Here is an 11,892-nt window from a genome sequence, read left to right as displayed (position 1 = left end):
TGGCGAGCGACGCCAGCCTCGTTGGAAAAACGGGCCGCAGCACAGGTACAAGGTTTGCTCCTTCTGTGGTTGACGATACGCACGCGTCTCCGACCTTCGCCACGGCAGGCGTGCGCACGCAAACGGCCAAGCTGGAGTGAACAAATGGAACAGGAACCGAGCGTCGACGAGCAGATCCGCATGCGCGCCTACTATCTGTGGGAGCAGGCGGCCGAGCCGAAGGGCACGCCCGAGCAATACTGGGAGCAGGCCCGCAGTGAGATCGAGAAGGAGGCACCACCGGTCGAGAGCGGGCCGGTGTCGGGCGATACGATGAAATAGACATCGCTCAACGGTATTGAGTAATAAGACTCGGAGCCGGCGAACTGCGTGCGGCTCAGGGACCGTTTTCCCATGCCCGATTTTCGCTCCGCAAGATGAACGACACACCCGAGCCGCGCGGCACGAGCCCCGCCGCGCGCATTCAGGCGGCCTCCACCGCACTCGGTATCGAGGGCCTCGTCACGTTCGGCGTCGGCGTAATCGCGGTCGCATGCCTGTACGTCGCGAGCGCGGTGATGATTCCGATCACGCTCGCGATCCTGTTGAGCTTTCTCGTCGCACCCCTCGCCGATGCGCTGTCCCGGCTCAAACTCGGCCATGTCGCGTCGGTGTGCGCGGCGGTCCTGATCTCGGTGTCGGTCATCGCTCTGCTGTGCGCCGTAATCGCCACACAGCTGACCGATCTCGCGGCCGGCATGCCGCGCTATCAGGCGACCATCCAGCACAAGATCGACACCGTGCACAGTCTGACGATCGGCAAGCTGAACCGTTTCGCGAGCGAGGCAGGGCAGGCATTGCAGCGCGCGACGATCGAGCCGCCGCAGCCGCGAGCGCCGAACGGCGCGGCGGCCGCGGCGAGTCCGCAGGCGTCGACGGCGGTGCCGGTGGAAGTGCGCGAGCCGGTGCCGACGCCGTTCGAGCTCGCGCGACGCGTGCTGTCGCCGGCCATCAGTCCGTTGGAAACCGCGTTCATCGTTTTCGTCGTCACGATCGTGATCCTGCTGCAACGCGACGACCTGCGCGATCGCGCGATCCGGCTGTTCGGCTCGCGCGACCTGCACCGCACGACCACGGTGATGGACGAGACCGCGCGGCGCCTGAGCCGCTACTTCGTGTCGCAACTTGGCGTGAACACCGGCGTCGGTGTCGTGATCGGGGCAGGGCTATTTCTGATCGGCGTGCCGAGCCCGATCCTGTGGGGCATTCTCGCGGCGCTGCTGCGGCTCGTGCCCTACGTCGGCATCTGGATCGCGGCGATACTGCCCACCGCGCTCGCGGCCGCGGTCAGTCCCGGTTGGGCGATGGCGATCTGGTCGCTGGTGCTGTTCGTGGTCGCGGAACTGGCGGTGGGGCAGGTGGTCGAGCCGCTGCTGTATGGGCGCAGCACCGGCCTGTCGCCGTTTTCGGTGGTGGTCGCGGCGATCTTCTGGAGCTGGATCTGGGGGCCGATCGGGCTGATCCTGTCGACACCGTTGACGCTGTGTCTGCTGGTGCTCGGCCGGCACGTGCGGCGTCTCGAGTTTCTCGACGTGCTGCTCGGCGATCAGCCCGCGCTGACGCCAGTCGAAAACTTCTATCAACGCGCGCTCGCCGGCGATCCGGATGAAGCGATCGAGCAGGCCGAAGTGCTATTGCGCGACCGCTCGCTGTCGGCCTACTACGACGAAGTCGCGATCAAGGGCTTGCGGCTCGCGGCCAATGACCTCACGCGCGGCAGCGTGACCAGCGCGCAACTCGCGCGCATCGAGTCGACGACCAACGACCTGGTCGACGGCCTCGATTGCTACGAGGATCGCGAGCCGGCGCCGCTCGCGACGCAGGCGAACCCGGGCGCAGTGGGGCCGCTGGCGTCCTCCGACGAAACGCAGGCCGCGCGGGCGATGTCACGATCGGTCGACGTCGCGAACAGCGGCATCAGCACCACTGCGGTCACGCCTGAACAGATCCACGGCCCGGAGCAGGGGGCGTTCAGCCAACCGTCCGCCGCCGCGCCCGTATTCGCCTGGCATGCGCCGACGAGCCGCGTGTTGTGCCTGCCGGGCCGTGGCCCGTTCGATGCACTCGCGACGATCATTCTGCTGCAGTTGCTCGGCAAGCACGGCTTCGCGGCGCGCTCGCTGCCGCACGAGGCGGTGTCGCGCGCATCGATCGACAGCCTCGTGGCGGACGACGTGGGCATCGTCTGCCTTCTGTATCTGCAGATCGACGGCATACCGTCGCATCTGCGCAATCTGATCCGGCGCATCCGCACGCGCTTGCCGAATGTGTCGATCGTGGTCGGCCTTTGGACACCCGAGGAACTGCAGCAATGGAGCGCGGAACAGCAGGAATCGGTGGAAGCGGAGCGCGCCGTGACGTCGTTGCAGCAGATGCTGGCCGCGTGCCGTCGCATCGATGCGACGCGAACGGTGATCGCGGAGCCGCAGTTCGAGCATGGCTGAAGCCTTGCGGCAGCGTGGCTGGTTATCCGCCGCTGCCTGACGGCGTCGCCGCGCCCGTTGCTCCCGCCGCATCGGCATCGCTCTGCCAGCCGCCGCCTAGCGCCTTGTACAGCGCCACCAGGTCGGTGCTGACCTGGGTCGTGCCCTGAGCGTATTGCTCTCGTGCCTGCGCGAGCTGCCGCTGCGCATCGAGCACGTTGATGAAGCTCGTCAGGCCCTTGCGATAGCTATCGCGCGACAGATCGAACGAGGTCTGCTGCGCGGTGACGCTGTCCGCGAGCGCATCGCGCCGCGCCTGATCGGTGCGATAGACGACCAGCGCGTTGTCGACGTCCCTCAGCGCGGTCAGCACGGTCTTGCGGTAATCGAGCGCGGCTTCGGCCTGTTGGGCCTCCGACAGGCGCAGATTGGCTACCAGCGCGCCGCCCTGGAAAATCGGCAGAGAGACGGTAGGCCCGAACGAATAGAACAGGTGCGACCAGCGCGCGAGATCGCGGGCATTCGTCGCGCGCATGCCGGCCTGGCCGGTCAGCGACACGTCGGGGTAGAACTGCGCGACCGCGACGCCGACACTGGCCGTCGCCGCATGCAGATTCGCCTCGGCGCGGCGGATGTCGGGCCGGCGCCGCGCGAGCGTCGACGGCAAGCCTATCGGCACGACGGGCGGCACCGGCGGCACGGTTTGCGGCGTGCTCAGCTGCGCTTCGAGCGCGCCGGGCGGCTCGCCGATCAGATACGCGAGCGCGTTGAGCGACTGGGCGATCTGCTGATCGTATTGCGGCAACTGCGTTTTCGTTTGCGCGAGCTGCGCCCGCGCGCTTTGCACGTCGAGCTCGCTCGCGAGCCCGACCTTCGCCTTGCTCTCCGTCAACTCGACGGTCTCGGTTTGCTGCTCGACGAGGCTCATCGCGATGTTGTGCAAGGTTTGCGCGCCGCGCAGCTGCATATAGGTCTGCGCGACCTCGGCTTCGAGCGACAGCAACGCGTCGTTGCGGCTCTCGTACGCGGCCTCGGTTTGCGCGTTCGCGGCCTCGACCGAGCGACGCACGCGGCCGAACAGATCGAGCTCCCAGGTTGCGTCGAAGCCGACCTGCCATAGATTGATCGGCGCGGTCAGCTGGGCGAGCACGTTGTTCGCGCCTTTTTGCAACGCGGCGCCCGCGCCCGGTGCGATCGCATTGATGGGCGAATTGGGCGCGCCGAGCTGATCGACCTTGTCGTAGGCGCCGTTCTCCTGCAGAAAACCTTTGAGGCCAAGCTGCTCGCGCTGATAGCTGCCGGTCGCGCGCAGGTTCGGCAGACCCTGCGCGGCCGCCGATTGGACCTGGGTGCGCGCTTCGACGATGCGCAGCACCGCTTGCTGCAAGTCAAGATTGCCGAGCGCGGCGCGCGTGATCAGCGCGTCGAGCGTCCGATCGTTGAAACTGCGCCACCAGCGCGGGTCGGGGTCGGTGTCGAGGGTGGGCACCGAAGCGACGTTGAGCCTCGTTGCGGACGCGTCGCTCGCGGCGGCATTCGCCGCGGTGCGCTGCGTATCGTGCCACTGCGCCGGCACGTCGGCGTGCGGCGCATGAAAGTCGGGGCCGACCGTGCAGGACGCGAGCAGCGCGAACATGCCGACGACGACACAGGCAATCAAACACGTGGCGGGTTCGGGAACGCCGCGCTTCAAACCAGGCTTCACTTCAATGTCCTCCGCCGCCGGACGCCTTGGCCGGTGAAAAGAAAATCGTGATCGGAATGCAAAGCGTGCAGAAAATCGCGAGGAACGCGAACACGTCGACATAGGCGAGGAACGTCGCCTGCGAGATGTACGTGGTGTACAGATGACCGTTCGCCGTTTGCAGCGCCTGAGAAAGCGGCATGCCATTGATGTCCGCGATCGTCTGCGCGTTGCGTTGCAACGTATCGTTGTAATTCTGCGAAAGCGGCGACATGAACTCCGACAGATGCGCCATGCGCGCCTGCGCGCGCTCTCGAACCATCGCGGTCGACAGCGAGATGCCGATCGAACCCGCGACGTTGCGGAACATCGTGAACAGCGCGGACGCGTCGTCGTTCAGTCGCGGCGGTACCGTCAGATACGCAAGCGTCGTGATCGGCACGAACAGGAAGCCGATCGCTAGCGACTGCGCGCTGCGCATCTTCACCAGCGTGAAGTAGTCGATGTCCGGCACCAGCGTGTGCGAATACGCGAGCGCGCACGCGAGCAGCCCGAAGCCGGTGGCCACCAGAAAACGCGTCTGCACGTGCGGCATCATTTTGCTGATCAGTGGAATTTCCATCGTGATCAGCACCGCGCCAGGCGACAGCACGAGGCCCGCGAGCATCGCCGTATAGCCGAGCTGCTGTTGCGCGAGCTGTGGCACGAGCACCGCGCTGCCATACAGAATCGTCGCGAACGCGGCGATCGTCACGCAGCCGAGCGCGAAGTTGCGGTCCTTCAGACAGCGCAGATCGACGACCGGCTTCTTCGTGTACAGCAGCCAGTACGTCGCACCGACGATGCCCGACACCGCGAGCACCGCGAACGAGCGAATGAAGTTCGACGAAAACCAGTCGTCGTCCTCGCCGCGATCGAGCATCACCTGCAGGCAGCCGAGGCCGATCGCAATTAAAAAGATGCCCACGTAATCCACCGACACGCGCAGATCGCCCTTGCGTTTCCACGGCGGATCCTCGACCAGTTGCATCACCGCGAGCGAGGTCAGCACGCCGAACGGCACGTTCACGAGGAACACCCAGCGCCACGAAAAGTTGTCGGTGATCCAGCCGCCGAGCGTGGGTCCCAGCACCGGCGCGACAACGATCGCGACCGCCGAGATCGAAAACGCGCGGCCGCGCTGCTGCGGCGGGAACGTGTCGAGAATGATCGATTGCTGGTTCGGTTGCAGTCCGCCGCCGAAAAAGCCCTGCAAACAGCGGAAGATGATCAGTTGCCACAGATCGGTCGCGATGCCGCATAGAAACGAGCACACGGTGAACGCAATGATGCAGACGAGGAAATAGCGCTTGCGCCCGAGCAGCCGACCGAAGAAACCCGAGATCGGCAGCACGATGCCGTTGGCGACCAGATAAGAGGTCAGCGTCCACGTCGCTTCGTCGTAACTGGCAGACATCGTGCCCGCGATGTGCGGCAGCGCGACGTTGACGATGGTCGTGTCGAGCACTTCCATGAACGCGGCGAGCGTGACGACGATCGCGATCAGCCACGGATTCGCGGATGGCTTCCAGTTCGACGCATCGCCGGGCGACTCATCGCCGGGCGACGCCTCGCCGGGCGCGTCGGACGCCGTCATTTCACGTACACCTTCGGCGTGACCGACAAGCCCAGCCCGAGCGGATGATCGCGCGGCAGACCTTCGTCGATGATGATCTTGACCGGTACCCGCTGCACGATCTTCACGAAGTTGCCGGTTGCGTTTTCGGTCGGGAACGCCGAGAAGCGCGACCCGCTGCCGAGTTGCACGCTATCCACATGGCCGCGCAGATCGAGCTTCGGATACGCGTCGACGTCGACTTTGACCTTGTCGCCGGGGCGCATGCGTTCGAGCTGCGACTCCTTGAAGTTCGCGGTGACCCACACCTGCGGCGTGACGATCGAGAACAGCGACACGCCCGCGGTCAGGAAGCTGCCGAGCTGCACGTTGCGCCGCGTGATCCAGCCATCCGACGGCGCGCGCACCTCGCAGTACGACAGATTTAGTTGCGCCTGTTCGAGCTGTGCCTCGGCCTGATGCACCTGCTGGCGGCGTTCGTCGACGGCGGCCTCGGCCTCGCGCAACTGCTGCGGCACGAGGCTCGCGGTCCGCTGCTGCGCGCGCGCCTGCTCGAGGCTCGCGTTGGCCGACTGGCGCTGTGCGTCGGCGGTATCGACGTTCTGCTGCGTGGTCGCGCGCGGATCGACCGTGTGCTGACGCTGCCAGGAGGCTTGCGCCTCCCGCAGATTCGCTTCCGCCGACGAGGTTTGCGCCTTCGCCTGGCGGTACTGCGCCGGATACTGCACGCGCGCGATGTCGAGCTGCACCTGCGCGGCGTTCAATTGCGCCTTTGCAAGACCAAGCTGCGCCTTCGCCTGATCGACCTGCGCCTGGTAGTCTCGCTTGTCGATCACGAGCAGCAGATCGCCCTTGTGGACGAACTGGTTGTCGTCGACCGCGAGCGTCACCACGTAGCCGGAGACCTTCGGCGCCATCGTGATCGCGTTGCCATCGGTGTAGGCGTCGTCGGTCGTCACCTCGTTACGCGTCGCGAACCACCAGACGAAGCCGACGATGCCGATCAGGATCACGACCGCGCCGAGGATGATCAGCGGCTTCTTGCCGGGCGTCTTTTTCTGCTGACCGTCGTCGCCGTTGTCCTTGTCGTTGTTGCCGTTGCCATGTTTGCCGTCAGCGCGGCCCTGGTCGCCGCGCTTGCCGACGCCATCGCGTTCGTCGTTGCCGTCGCGGCGATCATCGCCGTGCGGCGCATCGAGCCCGAATGCTTCCTGCCCGGTGCTGGCCGAGCCGGTCTCGTCTGACATGGTGAGTCGTTTCCGTCGTTCCAGTGGGTTGAGAATGGGGGAGTGCAATAGATGCCATCCGCGGCCGCCGCGAACTCAGTGATGGGCGAGGCCGCGGGCGCTCGGGAAGCGCGGGCAGCGCGAACCGCTGCCACGCGGCTATTGACCGGCGGGCTTGTCGTGCCCGGCCTTTGCCTTGTCCGGCTCCGGCTCGATCCTCGTGGTGCCGCCCGTCGACGGCGGGTCGCTAGCCGGGAAGCTGTCTTCGACCTGCTTGTCGATCTGCTTTTCGCTCTTTTCCGAGTGAGGATGTTTTTCCTTGTGTGTCGTCATGGTGACTCCTTGGTCAAGGTTGAACGGCAACACGATGGGTCACGACGCCGCCGCTTCCGGCGCGCCGCGCGCCGTTGCGCCGATGATCGCGAGCGCGTCGGTACGCGATAGCCCGCCGCGCATCGCGTCGGAAAGCCGCGCGGTCAGCGCTTCGCGCTCGCAGGCGAACACCGCGTCGACTTGGCCGTCGCGCACGTATAGCGCGATGAACTGGTGATGATCGAAGTCGCCATCGACGACGATCTCATCCCACTCGCTCGCGTGGCCGAGGTATTCGAAGTTCTTGCCGTAGTGATAGGTCCAGAAGAACGGCACGTCGACATAGCGATTGCGCAAACCGCACATGTTCTGCGCGGCGATGCGCGCATGCTGCTGCGCGACGCGCCAATGCTCGATACGCACCGGCTCCTGATTCTCATGCAGCGTGAACACGGCGATATCGCCGGCCGCATACAGACCGCACGCGGCGTTCATTCCGGCATTGACGACCACACCGCCGTCCTTCTGCAATGGCAGTCCTTCGACAAACCCCGTAGCCGGTGCAACTCCCGTGCCCAGCAGCACGACATCGGCCGCGATGGCCTCGCCGCCGGCAAGCATCACCGTGTGCACATTGCCTTCCTCGCCCTCGAGCGAGGCGACCTTGGCGTCGAGATAAAACTTCACGCCATTGCTTTCGTGCAGCGCGCGAAACATCTGGCCCGCGCGCTCGCCGAACTGCTTCTCGAACGGCACCTTGTCGCGCGAAATCACGGTGACGGGCACGCCGTGCTTGCGCAACGCGGACGCGACTTCGAGGCCGATAAAGCTGCTGCCGAGAATCGCGACACGGGTTTGCGATGCATCGTCGCCGAGCGCGTCGATCAACGCGGCGGCATCGTCGAGGTGTCGAAGCACATGCACGCCGCCGAGTTCGCAGCCGGGCATGTCGGGCACTTTCGGCACGCTGCCGGTCGCGAGCAGCGCGGTGTCGTATTTCAGCGGTTCGATGCTCTGTTCGCTACTACCCGCGCCGGCTTCGAAATGGATCGTGTGCGCAGGCACGTCGAGCCGCGCGACCTTCGCGACGATGCGCTCGATGCCGTGCGTGTGCAGCCAGTCGGGCGGCAGCAGCGGCGGCACGTCGGCGGGCGTCATTTCAAACGAGGGGACGAATTTGCTCAGCGAGGTGCGGTCATAGGGCGCGTGCGCTTCGTCGCCGATCAGCGTGATGCGGCCCTCGAAGCCGAACTCGCATAACGCGGCACAGGCAGCGGCGCCGGCCGCGCCCGCGCCGATTACCACGTAGTGCTTTCCTTGCGCGGTGGCATCGGGCGGCGATGGGTGCGCCGCCGGTTCCGACGCTGCGATTTTTTCCGCCGAGACGAGCACGTCGTCGCCATCGAGCGTGACCGGGTAGCGATCGAGCGGCAGCAGCGCGGGCGGTTCGAGCACGTTGCCGGTCGCGACGTCGAACGTACCCTTGTGCCACGGGCAGATAATGCGGCCGTGGCACAGCGCGCCCTCTTCGAGCGGGCCCCCGGCATGCGGGCAATCCGGCGAGTACGCGCGCACGGTTTCGCCGTCGCGCACGAGCAGAATCGGCGTGCGGTCCACCATCACGCGCACCGCGCGGTCCGCTGGTAATTCCGAGAGCCGCGCGACGCGGCGGGCAGTCGTGGACATGGTGAGGCCTCGCGCAAGAAAGAACTCGCGCAGCGCACGCAAACGCGTCGCGAGCGGTGACGGAAGCAGGCTTGCCATCAAACAGCGATAAGGCAGCAATCGCCGTGCCCGGACACGTCGGCGGAGGGATGCCGTGAACCCGCTTGGGAAGATGGGCCGAGTTGCTGTAAATTTCGAGACAGGGGAATTAGCGCGCGAACAGCGGCGTGCGAATTCACAGGCAGTGCCTTCCCTGACCGTATGCAACTTTGATGGAGCAGGTGACCGTGCAGCGTGCAGAACGTGTCGCAGTCGATGTGCCGATGCCGTCACGCAACTTCGCGGCGACGCGGCGCATGCTGCTGATCTTGCTGGCCGTGTCGATCATGTTTCCGTTGGCCTGCCTCGTGGGCTACGGCTACTTCGACTACCAGCGCCGAATCTCCGATGCGAACGATATGCTCGACCGCCTCGCGCGCGTGGCGCAGGAGCAGGCCGTCAAGGTGCTGGATTTGAACCGGCAGATGGCCTCGCGCGTGATCGAGCTGCTCGGCAATTCCGACGACGCGCAGATCCGCGCGCGCGAGCGCGAATTGCACGAACGTCTGCAGAGCATCGGCGGCGACTTTCCGCAGGTGGCGTCGATCTCGCTGCTCGGCGTGAACGGCCAGTTACTTGCGTCGAGCCTCGCGTATCCGGCGCCGGCAGTGACGATCGGTTTGCGCGACGACTTTCTCGCCGCGAAGGCGATGCGTCCGCAGCCGTATTTCTCGCTGCCGATGTTCGGCCCGCTGTCGAAGACCGACGTGTTCACGACCGCGATCGGCCGCTCGGGTATGGACGGTCAGTTTCTCGGCGTGGTCACGGTGGCTCTGCGCAACGAATATTTTTCGCGCTTCTATCGCGAGCTGACCAACGGCGATCCGTCGCTCGCGCTCGCATTGTACCGGCAGGACGGCAATCTGCTGGTGCGCTATCCGCCATGGCCGGCCGGCGCGCGACCGTCGATGCAGAGCGCGTTCATGTCCGCCTTGCGCGACAAACAGCTGTTCGGGCACGTGCATCTGAATTCGACCGTCGACGGTGTCGAGCGGCTGCTCGCGTTTCGCCGCGTCGACGACTATCCGTTGTATGTGATGAGCGCGTACGCGATGTCATCGATCGTGGCGGCGTGGCGCACGCACTTTATGCTGATCGCGGCGCTGACGGCGGTGCCCTGCATCGCGATCTGGGGGCTCGTGCTGTATTCGCTGCGTCAGCTCGAGGCGGAGCGGCGCGCGTGGGAGCGGTGGCAGGGCGAGGTCGCGATGCGTCTGTCGGCCGAGGCGTCGAGCCGGCAACTGCAGCGCATGGGCGCGCTCGGCAATCTGGTCGCGAATGTCGCGCACGATTTCAACAACCTGCTGATGGTAGTGTCGGCGAACACCGAGCTCGCACGCCTCAAGCATTACAACAATCTCGAGAAGGAAGTGCATGCGGTCGAGCGTGCCACGGCCACGGCCGAAGCGCTGACGCGGCGTCTGTTGAGCGTGGCGCGCAAGCAGCCGCTGAAGCAGGAGCCCGTCGAGCTTGCGCGCTGGCTGCCGGCCGCCGTGCCGCTGATCAACGCGGCGCTCGGCGACACGATCGAACTGGCGTTGCGCATTCCGGAGAACCTGTGGCAGGTGCTCGTCGACCCGACCGATCTCGAGTTCGCGATCGTGAACATCGCCATGAACGCGCGCGATGCGATGCCGCGCGGCGGGCGCTTCGTGATCCGCTGCCAGAACAATCGGCTGGTCAGCAGCGATACGCTGCTGCCGGACGGCGAGTACGTGCTGATCGCCTGTTCCGACGACGGCGAAGGGATGCCCGAATCGGTCGCGCGACGCGCGTTCGAGCCGCTGTTCACGACCAAGCTACGCGGCTCGGGCACCGGCCTCGGGCTCGCCCAGGTGCTGTCGATGTCCGAGCAGGCCGGTGGCACCGCGAAGATCGACAGCGTGCTGGGCAGCGGCACGACGGTGCGGATGTTTCTGCCGCGCTATCGTGAGCGCGCCGCGCTGGCCGGCGCCGATGCGCGCCAGCCGCTGCCGACCGCGGCCGGGGCCGTGCTGCTCGTCGAGGACAACGAGGACGTCGCGGCCGGCGTGACCGCGGTGCTCGAAACCTTCGGCTGCGAGGTGCATCACGAGCCGACCGCCGACCAGGCGTTCGACGTGCTGAGCGCCGGCGAGCGCTTCGAGCTCGTGCTGTCGGACATCCAGATGCCGGGCAAGCTGAACGGTATCGACCTGGCGGAGAAGATCCGCAGCGCGTGGCCGTCGCAGAAGATCGCACTGATGACCGGTTACGCCGACGAGCTCGACCGTGCGCGTCGGCTCGGCATCGCGATACTCGCGAAGCCGTTTAATATCGACGAACTGCATGCGCTGGTGGCTTGCGGCACCTGAAGCCACGGCACCGTTCGTCTATCGCGTTCCTGGGCTTTTCCTGGCGTGCTGTGCTGCGGCACAGCCCTTGCTGAAAAGAGCGCGAGGTTTGCGCGTGCGGTCACCGCGCGCCCACTTCCTTTCGACACTCTCGACACCCAGGAGAATCGCCATGAAGATCAGACACGCAGTGCTCGTTTCCACCTTGCTCGCGGCCTCTTCGCTCGCAATGGCGCAAGGCGGTGGCGCAGGCGGCGGCGGAGGGCCGGCCGGCAACGACCCGAACACCAACGCCGCGACCTCGACACGTGAGGGCGGCGATGCGGGCGCAACCGGGATGACCACGCCTTCGACTCACCATCACATGAAGAAGCATTCGAAGTCGAAGAAGCCCATGACCGACTCGACGAATATGCCGGGCGCCGACGCGAGCAGCGATACGAAGGGGCAGTAAGCGCAGTGTATCAAGGCAGAAGGGCGGCTGGAGTCCCGCGTCGGGTGTGACCCGGCGTGTCGG

General features: G+C 65.9%; 9 protein-coding genes. 4 read left to right on the top strand and 5 right to left on the bottom strand.

Annotated elements, in window-relative coordinates:
• Positions 1-144: 144 nt before the first annotated feature.
• Together OKW45_RS06710 and OKW45_RS06705 are read left to right on the top strand one after the other, a co-directional pair.
• A complete protein-coding gene (locus OKW45_RS06710; protein WP_013091710.1) occupies positions 145-321 on the top strand; it encodes a DUF2934 domain-containing protein in 177 nt (58 codons plus the stop codon).
• A 95-nt stretch (positions 322-416) separates the two neighbouring features.
• A complete protein-coding gene (locus OKW45_RS06705; RefSeq protein ID WP_429466724.1) occupies positions 417-2,483 on the top strand; it encodes an AI-2E family transporter in 2,067 nt (688 codons plus the stop codon).
• Positions 2,484-2,505: 22 nt separating this feature from the next.
• Here OKW45_RS06705 and OKW45_RS06700 read toward each other — a convergent pair whose 3' ends face one another.
• The 5 genes from OKW45_RS06700 to OKW45_RS06680 all read right to left on the bottom strand — a co-directional run bounded on the left by OKW45_RS06700 (position 2,506) and on the right by OKW45_RS06680 (position 8,985).
• Entirely contained in the window at positions 2,506-4,098 is a 1,593-nt protein-coding gene (locus tag OKW45_RS06700) for an efflux transporter outer membrane subunit (RefSeq protein WP_429469283.1), read from the bottom strand.
• A 70-nt stretch (positions 4,099-4,168) separates the two neighbouring features.
• Positions 4,169-5,782, bottom strand: coding sequence for a DHA2 family efflux MFS transporter permease subunit (locus tag OKW45_RS06695; RefSeq protein ID WP_429466722.1), 1,614 nt, complete (start codon positions 5,780-5,782; stop codon positions 4,169-4,171).
• Positions 5,779-7,008 (bottom strand): HlyD family secretion protein, encoded by a 1,230-nt coding sequence (locus tag OKW45_RS06690; protein ID WP_429466720.1) that lies wholly within the window; start codon positions 7,006-7,008, stop codon positions 5,779-5,781. Before OKW45_RS06690 ends, OKW45_RS06695 begins: the two co-directional genes overlap by 4 nt.
• Before the next feature lie 138 nt (positions 7,009-7,146).
• Positions 7,147-7,320, bottom strand: coding sequence for a hypothetical protein (locus tag OKW45_RS06685; protein ID WP_429466718.1), 174 nt, complete (start codon positions 7,318-7,320; stop codon positions 7,147-7,149).
• Between the two features lie 39 nt (positions 7,321-7,359).
• Entirely contained in the window at positions 7,360-8,985 is a 1,626-nt protein-coding gene (locus OKW45_RS06680; protein WP_429466716.1) for an FAD-dependent oxidoreductase, read from the bottom strand.
• A 266-nt stretch (positions 8,986-9,251) separates the two neighbouring features.
• Here OKW45_RS06680 and OKW45_RS06675 point away from each other — a divergent pair, with 266 nt between their 5' ends.
• Both OKW45_RS06675 and OKW45_RS06670 read left to right on the top strand, forming a co-directional pair.
• Complete coding sequence (locus OKW45_RS06675) at positions 9,252-11,396, top strand: hybrid sensor histidine kinase/response regulator family protein (protein ID WP_429466714.1); 2,145 nt, start codon at positions 9,252-9,254, stop codon at positions 11,394-11,396.
• A gap of 151 nt (positions 11,397-11,547) precedes the next feature.
• Positions 11,548-11,829, top strand: coding sequence for a hypothetical protein (locus tag OKW45_RS06670; RefSeq protein WP_018425135.1), 282 nt, complete (start codon positions 11,548-11,550; stop codon positions 11,827-11,829).
• Positions 11,830-11,892 lie beyond the last annotated feature (63 nt).

Origin of the sequence: Paraburkholderia lebeckiae (genome assembly GCF_050436225.1) — a bacterium.
Lineage (GTDB): Bacteria > Pseudomonadota > Gammaproteobacteria > Burkholderiales > Burkholderiaceae > Paraburkholderia > Paraburkholderia tuberum.
This window is presented reverse-complemented; position numbering and strand designations above follow the sequence as displayed.

What these genes read in the sequence shown, in the direction of transcription:
- OKW45_RS06710 (WP_013091710.1), top strand. Translation starts at nt 145, where the DNA reads ATGGAACAGGAACCGAGCGTCGACGAGCAGATCCGCATGCGCGCCTAC.
- OKW45_RS06705 (WP_429466724.1), top strand. Translation starts at nt 417, where the DNA reads ATGAACGACACACCCGAGCCGCGCGGCACGAGCCCCGCCGCGCGCATT.
- OKW45_RS06700 (WP_429469283.1), bottom strand. Translation starts at nt 4,098, where the DNA reads ATGTTCGCGCTGCTCGCGTCCTGCACGGTCGGCCCCGACTTTCATGCG.
- OKW45_RS06695 (WP_429466722.1), bottom strand. Translation starts at nt 5,782, where the DNA reads ATGACGGCGTCCGACGCGCCCGGCGAGGCGTCGCCCGGCGATGAGTCG.
- OKW45_RS06690 (WP_429466720.1), bottom strand. Translation starts at nt 7,008, where the DNA reads ATGTCAGACGAGACCGGCTCGGCCAGCACCGGGCAGGAAGCATTCGGG.
- OKW45_RS06685 (WP_429466718.1), bottom strand. Translation starts at nt 7,320, where the DNA reads ATGACGACACACAAGGAAAAACATCCTCACTCGGAAAAGAGCGAAAAG.
- OKW45_RS06680 (WP_429466716.1), bottom strand. Translation starts at nt 8,985, where the DNA reads ATGTCCACGACTGCCCGCCGCGTCGCGCGGCTCTCGGAATTACCAGCG.
- OKW45_RS06670 (WP_018425135.1), top strand. Translation starts at nt 11,548, where the DNA reads ATGAAGATCAGACACGCAGTGCTCGTTTCCACCTTGCTCGCGGCCTCT.